At 68.6% G+C, this 24,271-nt stretch carries 24 protein-coding genes; 12 read left to right on the top strand and 12 right to left on the bottom strand.

What is annotated here, in order from left to right; translation table 11 throughout:
• Positions 1 to 79 precede the first annotated feature (79 nt).
• Genes AT701_RS25785 through AT701_RS25795 form a run of 3 tightly spaced genes read left to right on the top strand, consistent with a single transcriptional unit; the run spans position 80 to position 3,643 of the window.
• Positions 80 to 1,126: an enoyl-CoA hydratase/isomerase family protein gene (locus AT701_RS25785; protein ID WP_011730435.1), complete on the top strand. Its 1,047-nt coding sequence runs from the start codon at positions 80 to 82 to the stop codon at positions 1,124 to 1,126.
• The gene (locus AT701_RS25790; protein ID WP_011730436.1) at positions 1,126 to 1,902 is read left to right on the top strand and encodes an enoyl-CoA hydratase; all 777 of its coding nucleotides are present in this window, start codon (positions 1,126 to 1,128) and stop codon (positions 1,900 to 1,902) included. Before AT701_RS25785 ends, AT701_RS25790 begins: the two co-directional genes overlap by 1 nt.
• Entirely contained in the window at positions 1,865 to 3,643 is a 1,779-nt protein-coding gene (locus AT701_RS25795; protein WP_014878282.1) for an alpha/beta hydrolase, read from the top strand. Before AT701_RS25790 ends, AT701_RS25795 begins: the two co-directional genes overlap by 38 nt.
• Before the next feature lie 10 nt (positions 3,644 to 3,653).
• Here the strand turns inward: AT701_RS25795 and AT701_RS25800 are convergent, their stop codons facing one another.
• Both AT701_RS25800 and AT701_RS25805 read right to left on the bottom strand, forming a co-directional pair.
• Complete coding sequence (locus AT701_RS25800) at positions 3,654 to 4,022, bottom strand: rhodanese-like domain-containing protein (protein WP_003896680.1); 369 nt, start codon at positions 4,020 to 4,022, stop codon at positions 3,654 to 3,656.
• A 1-nt stretch (position 4,023) separates the two neighbouring features.
• The gene (locus tag AT701_RS25805; protein WP_011730438.1) at positions 4,024 to 4,572 is read right to left on the bottom strand and encodes a cysteine dioxygenase; all 549 of its coding nucleotides are present in this window, start codon (positions 4,570 to 4,572) and stop codon (positions 4,024 to 4,026) included.
• Between the two features lie 124 nt (positions 4,573 to 4,696).
• Between AT701_RS25805 and lpqV the strand changes: the two genes are divergently transcribed.
• Positions 4,697 to 5,167, top strand: a complete 471-nt coding sequence (gene lpqV / locus AT701_RS25810; RefSeq protein ID WP_011730439.1) for a lipoprotein LpqV — start codon at positions 4,697 to 4,699, stop codon at positions 5,165 to 5,167.
• A gap of 16 nt (positions 5,168 to 5,183) precedes the next feature.
• Here lpqV and AT701_RS25815 read toward each other — a convergent pair whose 3' ends face one another.
• A complete protein-coding gene (locus tag AT701_RS25815) occupies positions 5,184 to 5,828 on the bottom strand; it encodes a TetR/AcrR family transcriptional regulator (protein ID WP_011730440.1) in 645 nt (214 codons plus the stop codon).
• An 84-nt stretch (positions 5,829 to 5,912) separates the two neighbouring features.
• Here AT701_RS25815 and AT701_RS25820 point away from each other — a divergent pair, with 84 nt between their 5' ends.
• On the top strand, positions 5,913 to 7,616 hold the full coding sequence (locus AT701_RS25820; RefSeq protein ID WP_058126866.1) for a CocE/NonD family hydrolase: 1,704 nt from the start codon (positions 5,913 to 5,915) through the stop codon (positions 7,614 to 7,616).
• A gap of 14 nt (positions 7,617 to 7,630) precedes the next feature.
• On the top strand, positions 7,631 to 8,635 hold the full coding sequence (locus tag AT701_RS25825; RefSeq protein WP_174519616.1) for a patatin-like phospholipase family protein: 1,005 nt from the start codon (positions 7,631 to 7,633) through the stop codon (positions 8,633 to 8,635).
• Here the strand turns inward: AT701_RS25825 and AT701_RS25830 are convergent, their stop codons facing one another.
• Positions 8,636 to 9,508, bottom strand: coding sequence for a patatin-like phospholipase family protein (locus tag AT701_RS25830; protein WP_011730443.1), 873 nt, complete (start codon positions 9,506 to 9,508; stop codon positions 8,636 to 8,638). It lies immediately after the preceding gene.
• A gap of 75 nt (positions 9,509 to 9,583) precedes the next feature.
• Between AT701_RS25830 and AT701_RS25835 the strand changes: the two genes are divergently transcribed.
• On the top strand, positions 9,584 to 10,627 hold the full coding sequence (locus tag AT701_RS25835) for a zinc-binding dehydrogenase (protein WP_011730444.1): 1,044 nt from the start codon (positions 9,584 to 9,586) through the stop codon (positions 10,625 to 10,627).
• On the opposite strand, the gene AT701_RS25840 is transcribed toward AT701_RS25835, so the two are convergent.
• Positions 10,624 to 11,673 (bottom strand): NAD(P)H-dependent amine dehydrogenase family protein, encoded by a 1,050-nt coding sequence (locus tag AT701_RS25840; protein WP_011730445.1) that lies wholly within the window; start codon positions 11,671 to 11,673, stop codon positions 10,624 to 10,626. The two genes, AT701_RS25835 and AT701_RS25840, sit on opposite strands and share 4 nt — an antisense overlap.
• Positions 11,674 to 11,739: 66 nt before the next feature.
• Positions 11,740 to 14,001, bottom strand: a complete 2,262-nt coding sequence (locus AT701_RS25845) for a winged helix-turn-helix domain-containing protein (RefSeq protein ID WP_081319582.1) — start codon at positions 13,999 to 14,001, stop codon at positions 11,740 to 11,742.
• A 317-nt stretch (positions 14,002 to 14,318) separates the two neighbouring features.
• On the opposite strand from AT701_RS25845, the gene AT701_RS25850 reads away from it, so the two are divergent.
• Complete coding sequence (locus tag AT701_RS25850; RefSeq protein WP_058126867.1) at positions 14,319 to 14,582, top strand: hypothetical protein; 264 nt, start codon at positions 14,319 to 14,321, stop codon at positions 14,580 to 14,582.
• 90 nt (positions 14,583 to 14,672) lie between these two features.
• Here the strand turns inward: AT701_RS25850 and AT701_RS25855 are convergent, their stop codons facing one another.
• Entirely contained in the window at positions 14,673 to 16,289 is a 1,617-nt protein-coding gene (locus tag AT701_RS25855) for a fatty acid--CoA ligase (RefSeq protein WP_058127729.1), read from the bottom strand.
• Between the two features lie 142 nt (positions 16,290 to 16,431).
• Between AT701_RS25855 and AT701_RS25860 the strand changes: the two genes are divergently transcribed.
• Positions 16,432 to 16,743 (top strand): hypothetical protein, encoded by a 312-nt coding sequence (locus tag AT701_RS25860; protein ID WP_029104483.1) that lies wholly within the window; start codon positions 16,432 to 16,434, stop codon positions 16,741 to 16,743.
• A gap of 20 nt (positions 16,744 to 16,763) precedes the next feature.
• On the opposite strand, the gene AT701_RS35125 is transcribed toward AT701_RS25860, so the two are convergent.
• Both AT701_RS35125 and AT701_RS25870 read right to left on the bottom strand, forming a co-directional pair.
• A complete protein-coding gene (locus AT701_RS35125; protein WP_162139512.1) occupies positions 16,764 to 17,024 on the bottom strand; it encodes a hypothetical protein in 261 nt (86 codons plus the stop codon).
• A 126-nt stretch (positions 17,025 to 17,150) separates the two neighbouring features.
• Positions 17,151 to 18,677, bottom strand: coding sequence for a FadD7 family fatty acid--CoA ligase (locus AT701_RS25870; RefSeq protein WP_058126868.1), 1,527 nt, complete (start codon positions 18,675 to 18,677; stop codon positions 17,151 to 17,153).
• 142 nt (positions 18,678 to 18,819) lie between these two features.
• On the opposite strand from AT701_RS25870, the gene oxc reads away from it, so the two are divergent.
• Positions 18,820 to 20,550, top strand: coding sequence for an oxalyl-CoA decarboxylase (gene oxc, locus AT701_RS25880; protein WP_081319583.1), 1,731 nt, complete (start codon positions 18,820 to 18,822; stop codon positions 20,548 to 20,550).
• A 34-nt stretch (positions 20,551 to 20,584) separates the two neighbouring features.
• Positions 20,585 to 20,908: a hypothetical protein gene (locus AT701_RS35130; RefSeq protein WP_003896698.1), complete on the top strand. Its 324-nt coding sequence runs from the start codon at positions 20,585 to 20,587 to the stop codon at positions 20,906 to 20,908.
• A 4-nt stretch (positions 20,909 to 20,912) separates the two neighbouring features.
• On the opposite strand, the gene AT701_RS25890 is transcribed toward AT701_RS35130, so the two are convergent.
• On the bottom strand, positions 20,913 to 21,227 hold the full coding sequence (locus AT701_RS25890; protein ID WP_003896699.1) for a hypothetical protein: 315 nt from the start codon (positions 21,225 to 21,227) through the stop codon (positions 20,913 to 20,915).
• A gap of 89 nt (positions 21,228 to 21,316) precedes the next feature.
• Positions 21,317 to 22,045: an SDR family oxidoreductase gene (locus AT701_RS25895; RefSeq protein WP_058126869.1), complete on the bottom strand. Its 729-nt coding sequence runs from the start codon at positions 22,043 to 22,045 to the stop codon at positions 21,317 to 21,319.
• Between the two features lie 128 nt (positions 22,046 to 22,173).
• Between AT701_RS25895 and AT701_RS25900 the strand changes: the two genes are divergently transcribed.
• Positions 22,174 to 22,716: a TetR/AcrR family transcriptional regulator gene (locus AT701_RS25900; RefSeq protein ID WP_003896701.1), complete on the top strand. Its 543-nt coding sequence runs from the start codon at positions 22,174 to 22,176 to the stop codon at positions 22,714 to 22,716.
• Positions 22,717 to 22,817: 101 nt separating this feature from the next.
• On the opposite strand, the gene AT701_RS25905 is transcribed toward AT701_RS25900, so the two are convergent.
• Positions 22,818 to 24,191 carry a cation:dicarboxylate symporter family transporter gene (locus tag AT701_RS25905; RefSeq protein WP_003896702.1) on the bottom strand — a complete coding sequence of 458 codons (1,374 nt, stop codon included), beginning with the start codon at positions 24,189 to 24,191 and terminating at the stop codon, positions 22,818 to 22,820.
• Positions 24,192 to 24,271 lie beyond the last annotated feature (80 nt).

Here is a 24,271-nt window from a genome sequence, read left to right on the forward strand (position 1 = left end):
AGGAAACTTCCAGGTTTCGATCTTGCGGCAAACCCTACCCGGCGCGCGAGCGCCACGGGGATCGAACTACATTGCAATCGTGACAGAAAACGAGGACATCCTAGTAAATGTCCGCAACGGTGTCGGCATCCTCACGCTGAACCGCCCCAAGGCGATCAACTCGCTGACCGAAGCCATGGTCGCGGAGATCGGCAAGGCACTCCACGCATGGGAGAACGACGACTCCGTCCACACCGTGCTGCTCACCGGTGCCGGTGAGCGGGGTCTGTGTGCCGGCGGCGACGTCGTGGCGCTCTATCACAGCGCGAAGGCCGGCGGCGCGGACGCGCGCCGATTCTGGTACGACGAGTACCTGGTCAACGCCTACATCGGCAATTACCCCAAACCGTACGTCGCCGTGATGGACGGCATCGTGATGGGCGGTGGCGTCGGCGTGGCCGGCCACGGCAGCATCCGGGTGGTCACCGACACCACCAAGATGGCGATGCCCGAGGTCGGCATCGGCTTCGTTCCCGACGTGGGCGGCACCTATCTGCTCTCGCGCGCCCCCGGCGCGCTCGGTCTGCACGCCGCGCTCACGGGTGCGCCGTTCTCGGGGGCCGACGCGATCGCCATGGGCTTCGCCGATCACTATGTGCCGCACGACAAGCTCGCCGATTTCATCGAGTCCGTCGTTGCCGAAGGTGTCGAGCAGGCCCTGTCCGCGCACGCCGTTGAACCGCCGGCCAGCGCCCTGATGGAACAGCGGGCCTGGATCGACGAGTCCTACGCGGGCGCGACGGTCGCCGACATCCTCGCGGCGCTGCAGAACCACGACGCCCCGGAGGCCAGGGCCGCCGCCGATCTGATCGCCACGCGCTCCCCCGTCGCGCTGGCGGTGACGCTTGAGGCGGTGCGCCGGGCCGAGAAACTGGACACCCTCGAAGAGGCGCTGCGCCAGGAGTACCGGATCTCCAGCGCCGCGGTGAGATCGCATGATTTCGTCGAGGGCATCCGGGCCCAGTTGGTGGACAAGGACCGCAACCCGAAGTGGTCACCCGCCTCGATCGCCGATGTCACCCAGGCCGACATCGACGCCTATTTCGTTCCGGCGGACCCGGAACTGGAGTTCGAGAAGGAGAACTGATGAGCGACTTCGAGACGATCCTGGTGACCCGCACCGACCGGGTCGCCACCATCCAGCTGAACCGGCCCAAGGCGCTCAACGCGCTCAACAGCCAGGTGATGACGGAAGTGACCGCGGCCGCAGCCGAACTCGACAAGGATCCGGGCGTCGGCGCGATCATCGTCACGGGCAACGAGAAGGCCTTCGCCGCGGGTGCGGACATCAAGGAGATGGCGGACCTGTCGTTCGCCGAGGTCTTCGAGGCGGACTTCTTCGAACTGTGGTCCAAGTTCGCCGCCACCCGCACGCCCACCATCGCCGCGGTCGCCGGGTACGCCCTCGGCGGCGGCTGCGAGCTCGCGATGATGTGTGACATCCTGATCGCCGCCGACACCGCGAAATTCGGGCAGCCCGAGATCAAGCTCGGCGTGCTCCCCGGAATGGGCGGTTCGCAACGGCTCACCCGCGCGATCGGCAAGGCCAAGGCCATGGACCTCATCCTCACCGGACGAACCATCGACGCCGCCGAGGCCGAACGGGCCGGGCTGGTCTCGCGTCTGGTGCCCGCGGACACGCTGATCGACGAGGCGCTCGCGGTGGCGCAGACCATCGCCGGGATGTCGCTGTCGGCGTCGCGCATGGCCAAGGAAGCCGTCAACCGCGCGTTCGAGACCAGCCTCACCGAGGGTCTGCTCTACGAGCGCAGGCTGTTCCACTCCGCTTTCGCCACCGCCGACCAGAAAGAGGGCATGGCCGCGTTTGCCGAGAAGCGCGCCGCCAACTTCACGCATCGCTAAAGTTCGACGCGTGACGGGCACCAAGACCACCGAGGACGTCGACAGATCCGGCGGCGAACCGCACGCCGCGCGGGCCGCGGGGCACCACGAAGCTCCGGACAAGCCCGCATGGTGGGTTCGCCACTACACGTTCTTCGGTACCGCGACGGGTCTGGTGTTCATCTGGCTGTCGCTCACCCCGTCGCTGCTGCCGCGCGGCCCGCTGTTCCAGGGGCTCGTGAGCGGCGGCGCCGGGGCGATCGGCTACGGCCTCGGTGTTTTCGGCGTCTGGCTGGTGCGCTACATGTGCTCGGCCGATTCGAGCCCCAAGGCGCCGCGGTGGGCCTGGGTCGCACTCGTCGTGGTCGGGATCGTCGGGCAGATCCTGATGATTGTCTATTTTCACGTGTGGCAGGACGAGATCCGCGACTTCATGGGCGTACCCCGCCTGAAGTTCTGGGACCACCCGCTCACCGCGGTCCTGTCCATCGTGGTGCTCTACGTCCTGGTCGAGATCGGCCAGTTGATCGGCAAACTCGTGCGCTTCCTGGTGCGTCAGCTCGATCGTGTTGCCCCGCCCCGGGTTTCGGCGGTGGTCGTGGTGGCGCTGCTGCTCGCGTTGAGCATCGCGCTGCTCAACGGCGTGGTGGCGCGGTTCGCGATGTCCACCATCAACAAGACGTTCGCGGCCGTGAACGACGAGGACAGCCCCGACTTCTCCGCGCCGACGTCACCGCTGCGCTCGGGCGGGCCCGGATCGCTTGCCAGCTGGGAGTCGCTGGGCCATCAGGGACGCGTGTTCGTCGCGAGTGCCCCTACGGTGCAACAGCTCTCGGAGTTCAACGGCGCACCGGCCGTCGAACCGATCCGCGCCTACGCGGGTCTGCACTCCGCCGACGGCATCAAGGCCACCGCTGCACTCGCGGCGCGCGAACTGGAACGCACGGGCGGCCTGGACCGCGCGGTGGTCGCGGTCGCCACCACCACCGGCACCGGGTGGATCAACAACGCCGAAGCCACTGCGCTGGAATACATGTACAACGGCGACACCGCGATCGTGTCGATGCAGTACTCGTATCTGCCGAGCTGGTTGTCGTTCCTCGTGGACAAGGAGAATGCGCGGCAGGCCGGGCAGGCACTGTTCGAGGCGGTGGACGAACTGATCCGCGAACGCCCCGAGGCCGACCGGCCCAAGCTCGTGGTGTTCGGCGAGAGCCTCGGTTCGTTCGGCGGTGAGGCGCCGTTCCTGGCGCTCAACAACCTGATCGCCCGCACCGACGGCGCGCTGTTCTCCGGGCCCACGTTCAACAACACGATCTGGGCCGACCTCACGCGCAACCGCGATCCCGGGTCGCCGGAATGGCTGCCGATCTACGACAAGGGTGAGAACGTCCGGTTCGTCGCCGAGGCAGGCGATCTCGGCCGCCCCGAGGACCCGTGGTCCACACCTCGTGTGGTGTACCTGCAGCATGCATCCGATCCGATCGCGTGGTGGAACACCGATCTGCTGTTCTCCAAACCGGACTGGTTGCGCGAGCCGCGCGGGTACGACGTGTCCCCGCACACCGAGTGGATACCCGTGGTGACGTTCCTGCAGGTGTCCGCCGACATGGCCGTGGCGGTGGACGTCCCCGACGGGCACGGGCACGTCTACGTCAAGAACGTGGCCGACGCGTGGGCGGCGATCATGCGGCCGCCGGGCTGGACCCCGGAGAAGACCGAGAGGCTGCGCCCGCTGCTCACCAACAACGAGAGCGCCTGAGCCGCAAAGCTCAGACCTGACCGGCCGCGACCAGCGCGTGGTAGCCGCCGATGACGTCGGTGGCCCGGTGCAGCCCCAGGTCGAGCAGTGCGGCCGCGGCCAGGCTCGACGTGTAGCCCTCCGAGCACAGGATAACCCAGTACACGTCGTCGTCGACGGCCTGCGGGATCTTCGCCTCGCTCGTGGGATCGCAGCGCCACTCCAGCACGTTGCGTTCGATCACGAGCGCGCCGGGCACCTCACCCTCGTGCGCGCGCTGCGCGGCCGGGCGGATGTCGACCAGCACCGCGCCGTTGTCCAGCGCCGCCGGCAGGTCCTCAGCGGCAAGCCGGACGAGCCGCGCGCGGGCGGCTTCGAGGATCGTGTCGATGCGGCTCATGTCAGCCCTCCGGCGCGTCGGTCAGCTCGGTGCGGCTGCGGCGCAGTGTGTTCTGTTGCGTCACTTCGTAGTACGACATCGCGGTGAGCGGGGGCGAGTACGCGTGCACGCTCAGGGTGGGGCCGATCACGGGCCCGGGGGCCCGCACGACGTCGTGGACCCAGCCGAGCGGGAACGCGGCCTGGCTGCCCGCCGACAGCCGCCGGTGCCGCAGCGCCTCACCGTCCCAGCGGGTTTCGGTCAGCGCACCCGACACCACGGTGAGCGCACCGAGCGAACCCCCGTGATCGTGCAGTTCGGTCGAGCGGTCGGGAACCCAGCTGATCAGCCACACGTCGAGTTCGTCGTTGCCGTCCAGGCGCGTGTACCAGCGCTCGTCTTCGGGCAGGTCGCGCAGCAGCCGGTCGTAACGGCCGGACAGCACGGCATCCGCGGCGCGGTCGGTGGTGTTCAGCAGGTCGGGTAGCCGCAGCCGGGTGGGAGCCGAGACGGCGGGGACGGTCGCGGACGTGCCGAGGGCAGCAGAACCGGAAGAAACGGTGGTGAGCATGAAGAGAACTCCGGGAAATGAAAGTCGGATGGAAGAAACGGGTGCGCGGCTCTACTGAGCCCGACAACACCCTTTGATCCCGGTCCGTGCCTTCATGGCCGCCAGTGTTGCATAGATTGGCCTCATGCGCAGTTACCCGTGGGCCCGCAAGACTGCCGCCGGATTCGCGGCGGCCGCCGGTCTGAGCCTGCTGACGGCATGCGGCTCGGACACCGGCAAGAACACCGAGGAAGGCCAACCGGCCGAATCCTCCTCCGTTTCCGCACCCGCCTCCACGAGCGCCGAGGCGGCACCGCCGACCGTCGCGCCGGGTGAGGTGGGGGTGTCGCCGGGCGGGGTCACGACGGCCGTGGGCGCGCCCGCGCAGTCCACTGAAGAGGAGTATTTCCAGGCCTGTCACGCCGCCAAGGTGTGGATGGACGAAAAGGGCGGCGACCCCAGGGCGCAGATCGAGCCGTATCTGGCGAGCCTGCAGGCGCCCGATGCCGCACCCGGTCCCGGGACCTACGACAAGACGTGGGCCGAGCTCGAACCGGCCCGCCAGGCCGCGGTCATCGTGGCCGTGGCTGCCGCGGCCGACGACATGTGCGGCTAGTTCGGATCACTTCGAATCACGCTGTGTCAAATCCGGTCCGGATCTGGCCGGCCGCGCCGATGTCGCCGTCGATGTAGCGCTGTAGCGTCGGGCCGACGGCGTCGAGGACCTCGTCCTCACGCATCGACGCGACCGGTTCGATGCGCCAGACATACCGCATGAGCGCGAACCCGATGGTCTGTGACGCGACCAGACCGGCCCTGGTGCGGCGCACGCGCTCGTCGTCGCCCATGGTCGCGATCACACCGATCAGGCTGCGCTCGACGACCTTCCGCAGCTTCTCGTGCGTGGTGGGCTCGTGCGCGGCGGTCTGCAGGATCGCGCGCAGCACCGGGCCCACCTCGTCGTCGGCCCAGCTGTCGAGCAGCAGGCGCAGCACGGCACGGCCGGTGTCGCCGACCGGTGCCTGCCACGTGGCGACCACGGCGTCGAGCCACTTCTGCGGCGGGTCGGTGGCGGCGTCGAGCAGGCCCTCCTTGGAGCCGTAGTAGTGGTAGACCAGCGCCGGGTCCACGTCCGCGGCGCGGGCCACGGCCCGGATGGTGGTGCCGGCCCACCCGCTTTCGGCGAACGTCTCGCGCGCGGCGGCGAGGATGCGCGCTGCCAGGACGCCCCGATCGTCGCGCGGTCCGGGGGTCGCGCGCGCTGAACGTTTCACCATGCCGAGAATTTCTCCTTGCGTTGAAACTAGTTTCATCGTACCGTGAAATTAGTCTCAACGATGCGTGAAAATATTGGAGATCCCATGCCCACGAACACTGACGTGGCCGCGCTCGACCGCCCATGGCGGCGACCGGGTGCGGCGCGCTACGCGTTGTCCCGGTTGCGCGGGTTCGTCCGCACGCCGGTCGAGGTCTATGAACCCGAACCCGGGAGCGTGACCGTGCGGCACGACGTGCCGGTGACGACGCGTGACGGCACGGTGCTGCGTGTGAACGTCCACCTGCCCGCGGGCGAGAACCCGGTGCCCGTGCTGCTGTGTGCGCATCCGTACGGCAAGGACAAGGTGCCGGTGCGCAAGAAGCGGGGCCGCGGATATGCGCTGCCGTTCCAGTACCGCGTGCTGCGTCAGCCCGCGCGTGTGCGGTTTTCGTCGCTGACCACGTGGGAGGCCCCCGACCCGGCATGGTGGACGAAACAGGGCTTCGCCGTGGTGAATTGCGATCTGCGGGGCGCAGGCACATCCGGCGGCGTGGGATCACCGCTGTCGGACCAGGAGGGTGAGGACGTCTACGACCTCGTCGAGTGGGCTGCGGCGCAACCGTGGAGCACGGGCGCGGTCGGCATGATCGGCGTGTCCTATCTGGCGATCTCGCAGTGGAAGTCCGCGGCGCTGCGTCCACCGCATCTGCGGGCCATCGTGCCGTGGGAGGGCATGACCGACCCCTACCGCGACCTGCTGCACCCCGGTGGCATCGCCGAAACCGGGTTCATCAAGCTGTGGAGCCGCAGCCTGCGGGACACCCGGTTGAAATACGACCTGGGCAAGGAGAATTCGTCGCGCCCCCGTTACGACGACTGGTGGCGTTCACTGGTCCCCGCCCTCGACCGCATCGAGGTGCCCGCACTGATCTGCGGAAGCTTCTCCGACAACAACCTGCACACCCGCGGGTCCGTCCGCGGCTTCGAGCAGATCGGTTCTGCCGAACGTCACCTCTACACCCACCGCGGCGGCAAGTGGGCGGCGTTCTACTCCGACGACGCGCTGCGGACCCAGCTGGCGTTCCTGGTTCGGCATCTGCGCGGCGGCACCGCGCAGGAACTACCGCGCGTGCGTCTCGAGGTGCGGGAAAGTCGCGATCGCGTCGTCGCGGTGCGCGACGAGGCGCAGTGGCCGCTCCCCTCGACCCGGTGGACGCCGCTGTACCTGCACGACGCAGGCCTGCGGGCCGCACCGCCGGACGCCGCCGGATCGATCTCGTTCGACACCCGCAGGGCCGCAGCGCGTTTCGGCTGGACGCTACCCGAGGACACCGAACTCACCGGCCCCATGGCGCTCCGCCTGTACCTCTCGGCCGACACCGACGATGTCGACCTGTTCGTGGGCGTCGAGAAGTGGGACGGCGCGCGCTACGTCCCGTTCGAGGGGTCCTACGGCTTCGGCCGTGACCGCGTCACCACGGGGTGGCTGCGCGCGTCGATGCGTGCGCTCGACGAGTCGCGGTCCCGTCCGTTCGAGCCCGTGCCCACCTTCACCGACCCACGGCCGCTACGGCCGGGAGAGGTTGTGCCGGTGGACATCCCGCTCGGCCCGTCGTCGACGTTGTTCCGTGCCGGCGAACAGTTGCGGCTGGTGGTGGCGGGCCGCTGGCTGTGGCCGCGCAACCCGCTGACGGGCCAGTTCCCCGCCGCCTACGAGCGGCGCTCGCGCGGCACAGCCACGCTGCACTGGGGCCCGGACCGTCAGGCACGCCTGCTGGTTCCCGTCGTCGGTGACGCACCTCGGTGACGCACAATGAGAGCATGCGCGTCGCCTTGGCTCTCGGTAGTGGCAGCGCCCGCGGCTATGCCCACATCGGGGTCATCAACGAATTGCGCGCCCGCGGCTACGAGATCGTCGGGATCTCCGGGTCGTCGATGGGTGCGCTGGTCGGCGGGCTGTACGCGGCGGGCAAGCTCGACGAGTTCGCCGAGTGGGCCTGCACGCTCACCCAGCGTGCGGTGCTGCGACTGCTGGACCCGTCGCTGTCGGCCGCGGGGATCCTGCGGGCCGAGAAGATCCTCGACGCGGTGCGCGACATCCTCGGAGACGTCACCATCGAGGAGTTGCCCATCCCCTACACCGCGGTCGCGACCGATCTGATCACCGGTAAGGCGGTGTGGCTGCAACGCGGTCGCGTGGACACCGCGATCCGCGCCTCGATCGCGATCCCCGGGGTGATCGCACCGCACGTGCACGACGGCAGGCTGCTCGGCGACGGCGGCATCCTCGACCCCCTTCCGATGGCGCCGATCGCGTCCGTCAACGCCGATCTGACCATCGCGGTCAGCGTCTCGGGCAGTGAGACTCCGCCGGAGACGGCGTCGGAAGCCCACTCCGAGCCCGCCGAGGGCGGCGGAACCAAGCCCACCACCGAATGGCTCAACCGCATGATGCGCAGCACGTCGGCGGTGCTCGACACCGCCGCGGTGCGCAGCGTGCTCGACCGGCCGACCTCACGCGCCGTGCTCAGCAGGTTCGGGGTGTCGGTCACCGAATCCGACGACGGCACCGACGCGTCAGAGGACGCAACGGTTCCGGAGTCGTCCGCCGAACCCGCGGGGGTCCCCCGGCTCGGCAGTTTCGAGGTCATGTACCGCACGATCGACATCGCGCAGGCCGCGCTGGCGCGGCACACCCTCGCGGCCTATCCGCCGGATCTGCTGATCGAGGTGCCGCGCACGGTGTGCCGCAGCCTGGAGTTCAACCGTGCGGCCGAGGTGATCGAGACGGGCCGGCGGCTGGCGGCCGAGGCGCTCGACAGCTAGTCAGACCGCGAGTTCTTCCAGGAACTCCGCGATCTCGCGGGCCTCGCGGCGCCCTTGTGCGCGTCCGGCCCTGGCCGACGGGATCCGGCATGCCGGGTCGAGCGGATTGGAACCGAACGCGTCGAGCGAGTCGTCGTCGGCGTAGATGCTCAGCGCGGCCCCGGGGAATTCGGAGATTTCCTCGGCGATGCCGCCGGGATCGAACGGCGACGGTGCCGACTGCCCCGCCGGGATGAACACCACCGCGGTCTGGCAGTCGACCGCCAGCTCGAGGTTGATGCTGCTGCTCACGCCGCCGTCGATGTAGCGGCGGTCCCCGATCGTGACGGGCGGCCACGCCCCGGGCACGGCACAACTCGCGGCCACCGCGTCGACCAGGTCGACGCCGGAGTGCCGGTCGAACCCGACGAGTTCACCGGTCGCGATGTCGATGGCCGCGATCCGGAGGATTCGCTCCTGTGGCCACTCGTGCGACGGCAGGCGCGCGGCGATCACCTCGCGTCGCACCGATTCGGGCACGGTCTGTGTCTGCGCCGCGATTTCTCCGATGCGCCGCAGCTTCTGGGCCTTGGTGGTGCCCGGGGTGAGCATGGCGTCGACGAACAGTTCGCTGATCGTGCCGATGCCGGCCGTCGGCGCGAGTTCGGCCGACGCGTCGCCCACCTGGCGCTCGTACAACTCGTCCAGGCTCAGTCCGCTGCTCAACTGCGCGGCCACCGTCGAGCCTGCCGAGGTGCCCACCAGCACGTCACTGCCGAGCAGGGCCTGGGCCGTCTCCGGCGATTCGTCGGCGATGCCGCGCAGAATTCCGGTCTCCCAGGCAATTCCCGCTATACCGCCGCCGGCGAGTACGAGTGCACGTTTCGAATCCACGTTGATCCAGTGTGCCAGGACTACCCTCGGTTCTGAGCCCGCGCCGGTGTCCTGCGCGGAGACGAAGGGATTGCCATGACCGCAACGATGCGTGCCGAACGCTTCTATGCCGACACCAAAAAAGTTGTCGTGGAGGATGTTCCGGTCCCCGAGCCCGGTCATGGCGAGGTCCTGGTGAAGGTCGAGTTCTGCGGCATCTGCCATTCGGATCTGAGCCTGATCAACGGCACCTTCCCGGCGCAAGTCCCCGTGGTGACGCAGGGGCACGAGGCCTCGGGCGTCATCGCGAAGCTCGGGCCGGGGGTCACCGGATGGTCCGAGGGCGACCGCGTGATCGTGGCGGCAGGCAGGCCGTGCATGAGCTGCCCCAACTGCCTGCGCGGCGACATCGGCAACTGCCTGCGCATCCAGTTGATGGCGTTCGCCTACGACGGCGCGTGGGCCGAGTACACCGTCGCGCAGGCCGTGGGCCTCACCCGGGTGCCCGACAACGTGCCGCTGGAGCAGGCCGCGATCCTCGCCGACGCGGTGTCGACGCCGTACGGCGCGGTGGTGCGCACCGGCAAGGTCGGCATCGGTGAGTCCGTGGGCGTGTGGGGCGTCGGCGGCGTCGGTACGCACATCGTGCAGTTGTCGCGTCTGGTGGGGGCCGCGCCCGTGATCGCCGTCGACATCAAACCCGAGGTGCTCGAGCGGGCGCTCGCCGTGGGCGCCGACTACGCGTTCGACGCGCGCGACGAGGATCTCGCCGACAAGATCGCGGGCGTGACGGGTGGGCGCGGTCTGGACGTCGCGTTCGACGCGGTGGGTCTGGCGTCGACGTTCGAGCAGGCACTGGACCGTCTCACGGTCGGCGGGCGCCTGGTCGCGGTCGGGATGAGCGCCGAGTCCCCCACCGTGGGTCCGACGTCGATGTTCGGGCTCACCCAGAAACAGGTGCTCGGTCACCTCGGTTACCAGAACGTCGACATCGCGACCCTGGCCACGCTGGTCTCGCTCGGTCGTCTGGATCTGTCGCGGTCGATCAGCGAGATCGTGTCGCTGGAGGACATCGCGGCAGGTATCGACAAGCTCGAACGCCAGGAGGGCAGCCCCATCCGGATCCTGGTGCGCCCCTAGCGCAGATGCGGTGCGGCCTTCGCGCTGAACAGCGGCAGGTCGAGGTAGGTGGCGATGCCCGGTTCGGCCGCACACACCGCGGGGATCGAGTTGACACAGTGCGCCGCGGTGGCCACGACACCGGGTTCGGGTCCGGTTTCACCCACTTCGCCCTGAAAGCCCTTGATCACCACGTCGAAGTCGGGATTGCCGCACACCTGCATCTCGTAGCGCTGCCCCTGCGGACCGAAAGTCCATGGCGGATCGAGGTTTTCCTCACCCATCAGCCAGTTCACGGTCACCCGCACCACCACCTGTTCACCGCGCAGGGCCTCCCAGTGGAACCTGCGGCCCGCGACCTGACCGGGCTGGATCGCCCCGAGCGGCGAGTCGATCGGCGCGGTGGCGACCGCGATCTCCTGGCGTGAACGGATTTTCGGGTCGGCGGCGAACCCGAACTGGTCGACGCACATCTTGACGGCCTGCATGAACCCGCCGTCGAGGAGTTTCTGCATGGGCCCGCTCAACGCCTTGTCGGGGACCTCACCGAAACCCATGACGTGGCGCAGGACGTCGGGCGCGTCGTAGGTGCGCAGATCGGAGAACTCCTCGGCGCGAACGAATGTCACGCCTGTCGAGAAGACCGAGAACAGCAGCGGGAACTTCTCGCTGATCCCGCCGGGTGCGATGCCGGTGCCGTGCAACGTCGCGTTGCCCGCCAGTGCGGCCTCACGCAGTGGCGCGCCCTGTCTTTCACTCGGATACACCCAGCCGACCGGGGTGACGACGTTCTTGCCCGACCGCAGCAGCGCGGCGACCTCCTCGGGGTTCGGCAGCAGCGGCGCGTAGATCACCGCGTCGGCGTCGAGCCCGAGGATGTCGTCGATGTCGCGGGTCGTCTCCACGCCCAGCGGTTCGGTCCCGATGATCTCACCGACGTCGCGGCCCGCCTTGCCTTCCGAATGCACCCAGCAGCCGACGAGTTCGAGGGCGGGATGCTCCAGCACACCCTTGATGGCCGCCATCCCGACACCGCCGGTCGCCCACTGCACCACCCGTAACGCCATCGCCCGCCTCTCCGCAGAACTGGAACACGTTCTACCACCTGGGGCGCACCTGTGACCAGAGCCGGTCTACAGACCTGCGGCGGCCTCGGCGAGCAGAGCGCGGAACCGACCGGGGCCGGTGATACCGGCCAGCCGCCGCTGCGCTTCGTCGGCGTAGCGGCGCGCCTCGGAGGTGCGTCCCTGCAGGCGCCGTGCGTACACAAGTTCGACGAGGATGGGGACGACGGATCCGACGGCATCGCGCTCGGGCGGGATGCCTGCGACCACCTCGTAACCCGCGAGGGCGTCGGCCGCGGCCTGATCGACGTCTCCCAGCAGCCGATGGGTCCGCGCGGTGGACGACCACGTGTTGGCGGCCTGCGGCACGCGGTCGATGCGCTGCTCGCGGCGGATGTCGGCGGCCCGCCGCACCGAGTCGGCGGCACCGCACTGCCCGTGGGCGGCCTGCACGAGGCCGCGCAACGCCCACAGCCCGGCCAGCGCGATGGGTTGGTGCTCTGTGGATTCCAGCGCCAGGAGGTCCTCGACGACGTGCAGCACCTCAGGCGTCGGGCCGTCGACCCAGGTGGCCAGCAGCGCGTACACCGCGCCCTGCATCGGGTACCAGATGCCGGTGGGCGGGGTCATCACGAACGACGAACGCGCACACTCGCGCCCGGCCTCGACCTCGCCGAAGTTGAAGCAACCGCGCAGGAAGTCCATGATCGCCTGTGAGTGGGAATCGTTGGCCGACAAGGGTTTCACGGCTTCGATGCGCCGGTGGAGTTCGCCGGCCTCGCCTCGGGCGCCCGCGATGGCGGCCCATGCCAGCCCCAGTTCGGGTGAGCCCGTCACCAGTTCCATGGGCAGCATGTCCAACCACCGTTCGACCGCGGCGCCGCGTGGGCTGATGTTCATGAACCGCGGGTATTCGGCGGCGATGACCCGCACCGCGTCGTCGTAGTCGGCGGCACGCACGTAGTACTCGATGGCCTCGGGAATCCGGTCGTGGGCCATGAGCCAGTCGGCCGCACGGCGTTGACGCAGCGGCAGATTCGCGTTGCCGGCCGCGGCGGCCCTCGCGCGCAGCACGGCCGCGAACGTGTGGTGCAGACGCTGCCAGAACCCGATGGCGTCCAGGCGGAGCACGAACATGTTGCCGCGCAGCTCGCCCAGGATCTCCTCGGAGTCCGTGGCGTCACGCACCGCGTCGCACAGATCGGCCGTGAACCGGTCGAGGAACGAGATCCCTTCGAGGAACGCGAGCTGCCTCGGGGTGATCGCGTGCAGGATCTCGTCGGCGAAGTAGTCCTGCACGCGCCGGTCCGGTACCGAGAGCGACTGCAGCACCTCCTCGGTCGTGGCACCCGTCCGCAACGCCAGACCCGACAGGTAGATCGCCGCGGCCCAACCGTCGGTGCCCGCGGCGATCTCGTCGGCCTGCTCGGGGGTCAGCGCCACCCCCAGACGCTCCAACAGGAGTTCGCGGGTCTCCGCGCCGTCGAAGCTGATGTCCTCGGTCTCCAGGTGCGCGAGCCGTCCGGTCATCACCAGCTGGGCCGTGGGCAGCGCGGGGCGGGTGCGCGAGCACATGACGACGCGGCACGTCGCGGGATCGATCCGCTCCAGCATCCAGGAGAGCTGCCGGATGACCGTGACGTCGGTGATCTCGTGCAGGTCGTCGAGAACCACCGACACCGCGGTGTCTTCGGCGTCGAGCGTGTCGGCCAGGCGCACCAGCACGCGATCGACGTCGGCCCCGCCGACGATCTCGCGGAGAAGGCCGCCGCCGAACTCCGGCAGCGCCGTGCGCAGCGCGATGAGAAACGCCGTCCAGAAGCCGCCCGGCTCGTTGTCGGAGCGTTCCAGCGACAACCAGGCCGGCGCGCCGTCGGTCCGGTCGAGCAGTTGCGCCGCCAGCGTGGATTTGCCGTTGCCGCCGGGCGAGGTGATGAGCACGTGGGTCACGTGTGGACCGTCGATCATCTCCAGGCACCGGGTGCGCCGGATGTGTTCGGCGCGCCCGCTGGGCCGCTGGAACTTGGTCACCGGGAACAACGTCGACGTGTCCATCGCCTCGGTGGACGCCGCGCCGAGGCTGCGACGGGCGCCCACGACGTCGTCGAGGGTGTCACCCGCCTCCCACGCATCGAGCAGTGCGCTGATCGCGGCGAGCGAGAAACCCTCCTTCTGCAGACGTTGCACGGTGATGAACCGCTCGACGTGCGTCTCGTCGTAGTACCCGGTCCTACCCACCAGAATCGGCGGTGTCAGCAACCCTTTCTCCTGGTACGCCCGAACGTTTCGCGCCGACGTGCTCATATGTCGAGCAAACTCGTCGATCGTCATGCGGCCAGACAAACAGCGTCCCCCATCTCCCTGCGCGCACCCCGTGTGCACACGCCGATCCCGTCGCCCCCATGCGCCACCATCTGATGGCACATTCTTTTCTTCGGTTCACATCTCCCTCCACTATGACGTGTCCCGCCTAGTCTCGCCGTGTGGGGATCGCACGCCGGGCACCGTTCACGCCGCCTTCGTTTACAGGGACCTCCCATGGTCTTCACAGCGAACATATAACGCGCGGGCAAATATCCCTACGCCATCGAGGTCAAACAGGCCGGGCAACCACAAGCCGGCACCACCGCCCCTCGACCAGGCCGGTCGTGGCGATCGCATCCGACGGCACCGTCGTGTTTGCCAACCACGCGTTCGCCGCTCTCGTCGGCCAAACCCCGCCCCAGCTCGCCCGGATGAGGAGTTCCGACGTGTTCCTGTCGATCGCCGACGACGACGCCGCGTGCCGAACCCTCCCGGCGCTCGCCGGATCCGACGTGGAGATGCTGCACGGCGATCTGTACGTGGTCATGGCGCGACTGCGCCGAACCACCGGACCCGACGCACAGATGCTGTACGCGGCGTTCGACTGAGCGCTGCCGACTGGCTTACCGAACCATCGCGGAGAGGGTGAGGCACCTGCGCGGCGCGGCCGTCGTCACGGCCTACCAGCGCGCCGAACGCTAGAGGTGGATCACCTCGTAGGCGCCCTCGGCGTGGCGGGCCCGAATGGTCTTCTTGTCGTACTTGCCGACGCTGGTGCGCGGCACCTGGTCGACGAAGGCCCAGCGTTCGGGCAGCCACCACCGAACCACCTTGTCGGCGAGGAACTCACGTAGCTCCCCGGGATCGGCCGAGGCGCCCTCGTGCAGCACCACCACCGCCAGCGGACGCTCCTGCCAACGCTCGTCGGGCACGCCGACGACGGCGGCCTCCAGCACCGCGGGGTGTCCGATGAGGTGGTTCTCGAGTTCGACCGACGAGATCCATTCGCCGCCGGACTTGATGACGTCTTTGGCCCGGTCGGTCAGCGTCACGTAGCCGAGTTCGTCGATGACGCCGACGTCACCCGTGCGCAGCCAGCCCGAGTCGAACTTCTCGGCGTCACGGCCCAGGTAGTAGCCGCCCGTGATCCACGGGCCGCGCACCTCGAGTTCACCGACGGCCTTGCCGTCGCTCGGCAGCGGGTTGCCGGCGTCGTCGACGATGCGCACCTCGACGCCGCACATGGGCCTGCCCTGCGTGATACGCATCGCCCAGTGCCGCTCGTCGGTGACACCGGGCAGCGGTTTGGCCACCGTCGCCAGCGGTGACGTCTCGGTCATGCCCCAAGCCTGCTGGATGTAGACGTCGTGGCGCTCCTGGAAGGCCTGCATCAGCGACAACGGCACCGCCGACCCGCCGCACGCCACCAGGCGCAGCGACGAGATGTCGTGTCCCGGCGACTTTTCCAGGCAGTTCAGTACGTCGTTCCAGATCGTGGGCACGGCTCCGGCCAGCGTCGGGCGCTGCGTCTCGATCAGTTCGATCAGCGACGCGCCGTCGAGGAACCGGTCGGGCATCACCAGGCCGGCGCCTGCCATCAGCGCGGCGTACGGCAGGCCCCACGCGTTGGCGTGGAACATCGGCACGATCGGCAGCACCACGTCACCGCAGCTGACGTCCAGTGCGTTGGCGGTGCACGTGTTCAACGAGTGCAGGTAACTCGACCGGTGGCTGTAGACAACGCCTTTCGGGTTTCCTGTGGTGCCGCTGGTGTAACACATTGCGGCGGCGGAGTTCTCGTCGATGTCGGGCCAGTCGAACCGGGTGGGCCGCCCGGCCATGGCCTCGTCGTAGCGCAGCACCGTGCGGTCCGCCCCGCGCAGCGGCTCCAGATCGCCGTCCCCGACGACGATCACGGTGTGCACGCTGTCGACCAGCGGCAGCACGGGCGCCAGCAGCGGGATCAGTGACGAGTCGGTGATGATCACGCGGTCCTCGGCCTCACGGGCGATGAACCCGATCTGCTCGGGCGACAGCCGGATGTTGAGCGTGTGCAGCACGGCCCCCATGGCGGGGATCGCGAGGTAGGCGGTGAGATGCTCGGTGTTGTTCCACATGAAGGTGCCGACACGCTCGTCGCCGGTGATGCCGACCTCGCGCAGCAGGTGCGCCAACTGGGCCGCCCGTTCCCCCACCTCGCGGTAGGTCGTGGTGCGGAAGCCGCCCTGGCCGGTGGCCATGGTGACGGTCTGATCTCCGTTGACGCCGCACGCATGGCGCAGAATCGCGGTGATCGTCAACGGCCATTGCTGCATGGTGCTGTCCACGGGCGCGATGCTAGCGGCAACTCCTGATCGCGAGGCGGGAACGAATTGAGTTTCCGAAACGATGTATCCAGGGGAAGATGGTTCTGTAGACCCCGTCTAAGTCGGTGAGATGCGAGAAGAGGTGCGGTTGATGCGCGTGAAATGGTCCTTGATGGCGGTCGCTGCGGCTGCGATCGGGGTGGTGAGCGCACCCGCGGGTCTCGCGTCGGCCGAGGAGACCGCCCAGGAGACCATCAACCGACTGCAGTCCCAGGGCTACACCGTGCAGATCGACCGCATCGGCACCGCACCGATGGACAAATGCGTGGTCACCAACGTCCGTAACCCGCAGCAGGTCCGTCAATGGCTGCCATACGTGGGTCCCGGCCTCAACACCGACAGCGTCCTGATCAACACCGTCACCAGTCAGACGGTGTCGGTGTCGCTGAACTGCCAGCGCTGAGCACCGGGTAGCCGCTCAGCTCACCACCAACGCCACCAGGGGCGCACGTAGCCCCAACCAGGGCCCCAACCAGGGTGGCCCCAGCCACCGTGGCGGAAGCCGTATCCGTGGAAGCCGCCGCCGTGAAAACCTCCGTGATAGCCGGCCTGTGCGACATGGGCCGCCACCGGCTCCGGGCCCGTCGCCTCGGTTTGCGCTGAGGCCGCGGGGGCGAGCCCGATGCTGACGACCGCGCCTGCGGCCGCGATTGCCGGGACGACGCGCCTGAAGGCTGTTCGCATGGCCATCTCCTTCGAAGATGTTGCTGTTCTTGCCCTTTCAGGATTGCGCGATCTCGCCTTCCCGGCGTTGGGGCTGGCCTCCAATCCGCACCCCCGGTAGCTTCAATCAGCGTCCCGGTCCAGATCTCAGTGCGCGAACAGCAGTTTGACGGCCTGCCGGTCGATGGCGCCCTTGGCTGTATGCGGCAGTGATTCGACGATGTCGAGGCGCGCGGGCACCTCGTACGGCGCGAGTCCGGTGCGGCACTGCGCCAGGATGTCGTCGGCCGACACGTGGGCGGCCGCGGGCACCACCGCTGCCCCGACCTGCTCGCCGTAGGTGGCGTCGGGAATCGCGAACACCACGGCCTCGAACACCCCGTCACAGCCGGTCAGGACACCTTCGACGTGCTCGGGCGAGATCTTCTCGCCGCCGCGGTTGATGATGTTCTTGATCCGGCCGGTGAGCTGCAGGTTGCCGTCGGCGTCGAGCGCGCCGAGATCTCCTGTGCGGAACCAACCGTCGGTGAAGGCCTGCGCGGTGTTCTCCGGATCGGCGAGGTATCCCCGCACGACGGCCGGCCCGCTCACCCACACCTCGCCTGTCTCGGCAGGTGTGCACTCGCCGCCGTCGGACCGCACGACCCGAAACCGCGCGGCACCGGATGCGGGGCCCACCGACATACGGGGATCGTGAGTGCGCACGCGCCTGCTCGCGGCCTGGTGGGTGGTCTCGGTCATGCCGTACGCCTCGAGCATCGGCGCGCCGAACCGCCGCTCGGCCGCCTCGGCGGTGGCCGGGTCGAGCGGCGCGCTGCAGCTGCGCACGAACCGCAGTGGTGGGTGCTCCTCGTCAGGGCGTTGCAGCAGGATCTGGTGGATTGTCGGGACGGCGGTGAACCACGTCGCGTCCGCATCGCGCATGTCGGCCCAGAACGTGTGGGCCGAGAAGCGCCCGTGCGCGGGAAGCAGCACCTTCCCGCCGCCGGCCAGGGTCGACAGCAGCACGGCCACCAGCCCGTGACCGTGGAAGAACGGCATCACGGCGACGGTGGCGTCACCGTCGCCGAGTTCGTAGGCCGCACAGATCCCGTGCACCGACGCCGCGATGTTGGCGTGTGTCCACGGCACCATCTTGGCCCGGCCTGTGGTGCCCGACGTGAACAGGATCAACGCGTCGTCGGGTCCCAGGCCCAGGTCGACGGCCGGCCGCACCGTGGGCTCGACGGTGGCGCCGCGCGTGGGCTCGACGGTGGCCCGGCTCGCGGTGACGCGGACCCGGTGGGTGCCGAGCGCATGTTCGCACGGTCCGGTGAGCACGGCCCGCGCACCGAGACGTGCCAGCCGGTCGGTCATCTCGGCGTCGGCGAGTGCGGGGTCCAGTGGCGCGACAACCGCTCCGATGCGCGCGGCCGCGAGCAGCGCGACAACGAATTCCGCGGTGTTGACGTCCACGACCGCGATCACCTCCCCGCGTCGCAGCCCGTCGGCGGTCAGGCCCGCTGCCACGTCGTCGGCCCATCGGCCGAGCGTCGCGTACGTCACCGCAATCCGCTGCTGGGTCACCACGAGCGCGGGCGCGTCGGGGCGGGTGCGGACGTGATGATCGAGGACGTCGAACAGTCCCGACAGCAAAGTCGCGGGAGGTGTCGCTGCAGTTCCCATGAACCGCATGCTATGGCCGCGATATCGCCCTCAGCAGCCCCCTGACCTGGTTTTTCCAGCTGGCAGGGGGGTCATGGTGCCGAAGTCCGGACGTCGCGTTGGACGCCAGCGGTGAAGACGTGGGCGCCCGCACGGACAAGCATGTTGTCCTATGAACACCGCACCGCTGATGACCGAGTCGGTCCCGGGGACCTCCCCCGTCACCGACGGCGCCCACGTGCTGGTCGATGCGCTCAAGCTCAACGGGGTCGAGACACTTTACGGCGTGGTCGGCATCCCGATCACCGACGTGGCGCGGGTGGCACAGGCACAAGGCCTGCGCTACATCGGCTTCCGGCACGAGAGCGACGCCGGGCATGCCGCCGCCGCAGCGGGGTTCCTGACGAAGAAGCCGGGTTTCTGCCTCACGGTCTCCGCGCCCGGGTTCCTCAACGGCCTGGTCGCGTTGGCCAATGCCACCACGAATTGCTTTCCTATGGTGCAGATCTCCGGGTCCAGCGACCGACACATCGTCGACCTGCAGCGCGGTGACTACGAGGAGATGGATCAGCTCGCCGCAGCGAAACCTTTCGCCAAGGCGGCCTTTCGCGTCAACCGCGCCGCCGACATCGGTCTGGCGGTCGCCAGGGCCATCCGCACCGCGTCGTCCGGCCGGCCCGGCGGCGTGTACCTCGACATCCCGGCCGCGGTCCTGGGTGAGGTGATCGACGCCGGTGCCGCAGCAGCGTCGCTGCGCACCGTCGTCGACGCCGCACCCGAGCAGTTGCCGTCGCCAAGGGCCGTCGACCGTGCGGTCGCGCTGCTCGCAGCGGCCCGACGACCTCTCGTGGTGCTCGGCAAGGGCGCGGCATATGCGCAGGCGGACAAAACGATTCGCAACTTCCTCGAATCGACGGGCCTGCCGTTCCTGCCGATGTCGATGGCCAAGGGCCTGCTGCCGGACACGCATCCGCAGTCGGTGGCCTCGGCCCGGTCGATGACGCTGCGCGACGCCGACGTGGTCCTGCTGGTCGGTGCCCGCTTGAATTGGCTTCTGGGGCACGGCGAACCGCCGCAGTTCAGCCGCGACGTCAAGTTCATCCAGGTCGACATCGATCCGGGTGAACTGGACAGCAACGCGCCGATCGCCGCACCGCTGGTAGGCGACATAGGCTCGGTGATCGAGGCGCTCGCCGAGCGCGCCCAGTTCATCGACGCCCCGGCACCGTGGCGCGAGCAACTGGCCGAACGCAAGGCCCGCAACGCCGAGTCCATGGCGAAGCGGCTGGCCGCCGACCCGCGGCCCATGCGCTTCCACGGTGCGCTGCGGGCCATCCGTGATGTGCTGCGCGACCGTCCCGACGTCTACGTCGTCAACGAGGGTGCCAACGCACTCGACCTGGCACGCAACGTGATCGACATGGCGGTGCCGCGGCACCGGCTCGACAGCGGCACGTGGGGTGTCATGGGCGTCGGCATGGGGTACGCGATCGCGGCCGCGGTCGAGGGCAGTGGACCGGTCGTCGCGATCGAAGGCGACAGCGCGTTCGGGTTCAGCGCCATGGAGCTCGAGACGATCTGCCGCTACCGCCTGCCCGTGGTGGTCGTCGTGCTCAACAACGGCGGCGTGTACCGCGGCGACGGGCACAACCCGGCGTCTGACGACCCGTCACCTACCACGCTGATGCCTGCGGCGCGTCACGACCGGCTGATCGAGGCCTTCGGCGGCACAGGTCATCACGTCACCACACCCGCCGAACTCGGTGCGGCCCTGACCGAGGCGCTGGCCTCCGGCGGGCCGGCCCTGATCGACTGCGTGATCGATCCGGCCGACGGCACCGAGAGCGGTCACCTGACGCAATTGAACCCGGCGGTCGTGGGCCACCATCCCGCCACCAATTGATGTGTCGCATCGAAGATCACAAAGGAGTATTGCCATGCGAATCCGGTCTCTCACACCATTTTTGGCGGTCGGCGCCGGCGCGGTCGCGATCGCACTCGCGCCCGTCGCGTCCGCGGCGCCCACGGATGACTCCGTGGTGCCCAGTTGCACCAGCATCGGACCTGGTACCGAATGTCAGTCACCCGGCAACGTCGAACTCAACGCCTCGATCCCGCCGGACTTCGAATCGCAGTATCCGGCATTCGGCTTGTTCGGGCTTGGTCCCGTCGGCGGATTCGATCACGGCGGTCACGGATTCGCCGGTGGTGCACACGGTTTCGGCGGTGGCGGTATGCACGGTGGTGGTGGGCACCGCTGACTGCTCATCTCGAGCAGTTCAGTGACACCGTGATGGAGCGACGCGTCACCACCGGGATGTAGTCGATGTCCTTCTTTCCGTGCTTGCCGAACCGCTCGACACGGACGAGTTGGGTCTGTGTCTGTGGGTTGCGCACGCTGGTGACGATGCATTCTCCCAGCGGCGCGCTTCCCACGCGGTCGATGTTCACGTAATAGCCCTCGGCTTCGAGTCGGCCGATCGTGTCGATCGCCGTTTCGGCCGAAGCCGCCCCGGCAGGTGTCACGATGGCCGCCAGAGCCGCCCCCGACGCGGCCAACATGACGAGCGATGTTCGCATGGCTGCGCCTTTCTTCCGCTGTATCTGTCGGTGATCGGTGCACCGTCGTTACGCATGACACGGCCCTCCGGGCAGAACGGTTCAACCGCTCACACAACACCGCCGTTGGCGTAGATCACCTGCCCGTTGACCCACCGTGCCGGGCCGGCGAGGAACGCGACGATCTCGGCGATGTCGGCGGGTTCGCCGAGGCGTTCCAGCGGCGGCGCGGCCTTGGCGCGGTCGATGACCTCCTGAGGCTTGCCCTCGAAGTACAGCGGGGTGGCCGTGGGTCCCGGCGCGACGGCATTGACCGTGACGTCGCGTCCGCGCATCTCCTTGGCGAGGATCAGCGTCATGGCGTCGACGGCGCCCTTGGTGGCGGCGTAGGCCGTGTAGGTGGGCGCCGCGATCTTGGTGACCGACGTCGAGAAGTTGATGATGGCCCCGCCCGCGCGGACACGGCGCGCGGCCTGCTGGCTGACGGCGAACGTACCGCGCACGTTGGTGCGCAACATACGGTCGAGGTCGGCCAGATCGAGTTCGGCGAGTGGCGCGAGCGTCATGATGCCCGCGGTGTTCACCACGACGTCGACGCCGCCGAACTCCGATTCCACCTCATCGAAGAGCGCGGCGACCTGCTGCTCGTCGGCCACGTCGGCGGTCACGACCGTCGCGGCCCCGCCCAGGGCCGTGATCTCGTCGGCGGTCTGCTGTGCACGGTCGCGGTTGCCGGCATAGTGCACGGCCACAGCCATCCCCGCACGTGCCAACCGCACTGCGACGTCATGGCCGATACCGCCGGATGCTCCGGTGATGATGGCTACGCGCTGGGTCATGTCGTTCTCCGTCCGTATATGTACGATAAGTTCATATATGTCCAAGTAGGTGGGGCCACCAGATATTCCGGAGGTGACGGTTGACCACCAACCCGCGTCGCGGCCGCGGCCGCAGGCCCGCGCAGGACGTGCGCCGCGATGTCCTCGCAGCCGTGGCCGATCTGCTGTTCACGGAGGGCATGGCGGGATTCACCATCGACAAGGTCGCCGCGCGCTCTGGAGTCAGCAAGGTGACGATCTACAAATGGTGGCCGTCGAAGGGCGCACTGGCGCTCGACGGATATTTCGCAAAGGTCGAGCCGCGGTTGGCATTTCCCGACACCGGCGACATCGAGGCCGATCTGCGGTCGCAGTTGCACGCGTTCCTGCGCGTCATCCGCGACACCCCGGCAGGTACTGTGATCGCCGAGCTCATCGGAGGCGCCCAGACCGATCCGGAGCTCAAAGCCGCGTTCATGCAACGGTATTCGGGGCCTCGGCGCAGCTTCGCGGTGGCGGCGATGCGGCGTGCACAAGAGCGTGGTCAGCTTGCCGCGCATGTCGACCCGGAAACCGTGATCGACCAGCTGTGGGGCGCGTGCTACAACCGCCTGCTGGTTCCCGATCAGCCGTTGAGCGAACAGTTCGTGGACGCCTTGCTGGACAACCTGTTCCGCGGCATCGGGGCCTGAGCACAGCATCGGCAGACGCGGAAGAGGCCCGGCCGTGAGCGGGTACGGCCGGGCCTCTGGCCCATCGGGCGCGAGCGCGGAAGGGGGTAGCTCGGCGCCGGTCAGGCCGGTGTGGCAGCCGGCTCCTTCTCCGGCGCCGCAGTTTGGTGATCGTCGACCATGGTCAGTTCGTCGAACGGGTCGTCGCCGCCGAGCACGGCGTCGACCTTGTCCTTGTCGATGGTGTGGGTCCACGACCCGACCAGGATGGTCGCCACGGCGTTGCCCGAGAAGTTGGTCACCGCACGCGCTTCCGACATGAACCGGTCGATGCCCACGATCAGACCGACGCCGTCGAGCAGGTCGGGACGGTGTGCCTGCAGCCCGCCGGCCAGCGTGGCCAGGCCCGCGCCGGTGACGCCTGCCGCGCCCTTGGACGCGACGATCATGAACACCAGCAGGCCGATCTGCTCGGTCACCGACAGCGGATCACCCAGCGCGCCCGCGATGAAAAGCGAGGCCATGGTCAGGTAGATCGCGGTGCCGTCGAGGTTGAACGAGTAGCCGGTGGGCACCACGACGCCGACGGTGCTGCGGTCGACCCCGAGGTGCTCCATCTTCGCGATGAGTCGGGGCAGGGCGGACTCCGACGACGACGTCGACACGATCAGCAGGTACTCGCGTGCCAGGTAGCGCACCAGCTTGAAGATCGACACCCCGGCGACCGCGCGCATCAGCACACCCAGCACACCGAACACGAACACGAAGCACGTGACGTAGAAGCCGAACATCAACGCCAGCAACTGGGTCACGGCGGTCCAGCCGGTCTGACCGACGACGTTGGCAATCGCACCGAAGGCGCCGATCGGGGCCAGCCACAGGATCATCGCGAGCACCTTGAACACGAGCTTCTGCAGATGGACGATGCCGCGCAGGACCGGCTCGCCCGCGCTGCCCATGGCCTGCAGCGCGAAACCGACCAGCAGCGCCACGAACAGCGCCTGCAGCACGCTGCCCGCGGTCAGCGCCGAGAACAGGGTTTCGGGGATGATGCCCTGCACGAAGTCCATCAGGCCGCCGGCCTCGTGGGCGGTCTCGGCCAGTTCGGCACCCTTGCCCGCGGCGCTCTCGGTCAGGTGCATGCCGGTGCCCGGGTGCAGCACGTTGCCCACCACCAGGCCGATCGCGAGCGCGAAGGTGCTCATCACCAGGAAGTACGTGAAGGCCAGCCCTCCGACCTTGCCGACCGTGGCGGCTTTGCGCACCGATCCGATGCCGAGAACGATGGTGCAGAAGATGACCGGGCCGATCATCATCTTGATCAGGTTGACGAACATCGTGCCGAGTACGCCGACGCTCTTGCCCACCTCAGGGGCCAGAAGTCCCACCGCGACACCGGCCACGACGGCGACGATGACCGCGATGTAGAGCCAGTGGGTACGGTCGCGCCGGCGCGGCGGCGCCGGTTCCGGTTGACGGTCCAGGGTGGTGCTCATGAGCGGACTACCTCCAACTTCGACATCTCATGCGGTGTTGGAAGTAGGTTCGATGACGAAGTGAGGCAAGTCACGTTTTA

Source organism: Mycolicibacterium smegmatis (assembly GCF_001457595.1).
GTDB lineage: Bacteria > Actinomycetota > Actinomycetes > Mycobacteriales > Mycobacteriaceae > Mycobacterium > Mycobacterium smegmatis.

Coding starts and splice junctions, on each gene's coding strand:
- AT701_RS25790 (WP_011730436.1), top strand. CDS start 1,126: ATGAGCGACTTCGAGACGATCCTGGTGACCCGCACCGACCGGGTCGCC.
- AT701_RS25800 (WP_003896680.1), bottom strand. CDS start 4,022: ATGAGCCGCATCGACACGATCCTCGAAGCCGCCCGCGCGCGGCTCGTC.
- AT701_RS25805 (WP_011730438.1), bottom strand. CDS start 4,572: ATGCTCACCACCGTTTCTTCCGGTTCTGCTGCCCTCGGCACGTCCGCG.
- lpqV (WP_011730439.1), top strand. CDS start 4,697: ATGCGCAGTTACCCGTGGGCCCGCAAGACTGCCGCCGGATTCGCGGCG.
- AT701_RS25815 (WP_011730440.1), bottom strand. CDS start 5,828: ATGGTGAAACGTTCAGCGCGCGCGACCCCCGGACCGCGCGACGATCGG.
- AT701_RS25820 (WP_058126866.1), top strand. CDS start 5,913: ATGCCCACGAACACTGACGTGGCCGCGCTCGACCGCCCATGGCGGCGA.
- AT701_RS25825 (WP_174519616.1), top strand. CDS start 7,631: ATGCGCGTCGCCTTGGCTCTCGGTAGTGGCAGCGCCCGCGGCTATGCC.
- AT701_RS25835 (WP_011730444.1), top strand. CDS start 9,584: ATGACCGCAACGATGCGTGCCGAACGCTTCTATGCCGACACCAAAAAA.
- AT701_RS25840 (WP_011730445.1), bottom strand. CDS start 11,673: ATGGCGTTACGGGTGGTGCAGTGGGCGACCGGCGGTGTCGGGATGGCG.
- AT701_RS25845 (WP_081319582.1), bottom strand. CDS start 14,001: ATGACGATCGACGAGTTTGCTCGACATATGAGCACGTCGGCGCGAAAC.
- AT701_RS25855 (WP_058127729.1), bottom strand. CDS start 16,289: ATGCAGCAATGGCCGTTGACGATCACCGCGATTCTGCGCCATGCGTGC.
- AT701_RS25860 (WP_029104483.1), top strand. CDS start 16,432: ATGCGCGTGAAATGGTCCTTGATGGCGGTCGCTGCGGCTGCGATCGGG.
- AT701_RS35125 (WP_162139512.1), bottom strand. CDS start 17,024: ATGCGAACAGCCTTCAGGCGCGTCGTCCCGGCAATCGCGGCCGCAGGC.
- AT701_RS25870 (WP_058126868.1), bottom strand. CDS start 18,677: ATGCGGTTCATGGGAACTGCAGCGACACCTCCCGCGACTTTGCTGTCG.
- oxc (WP_081319583.1), top strand. CDS start 18,820: ATGAACACCGCACCGCTGATGACCGAGTCGGTCCCGGGGACCTCCCCC.
- AT701_RS35130 (WP_003896698.1), top strand. CDS start 20,585: ATGCGAATCCGGTCTCTCACACCATTTTTGGCGGTCGGCGCCGGCGCG.
- AT701_RS25890 (WP_003896699.1), bottom strand. CDS start 21,227: ATGCGAACATCGCTCGTCATGTTGGCCGCGTCGGGGGCGGCTCTGGCG.
- AT701_RS25895 (WP_058126869.1), bottom strand. CDS start 22,045: ATGACCCAGCGCGTAGCCATCATCACCGGAGCATCCGGCGGTATCGGC.
- AT701_RS25905 (WP_003896702.1), bottom strand. CDS start 24,191: ATGAGCACCACCCTGGACCGTCAACCGGAACCGGCGCCGCCGCGCCGG.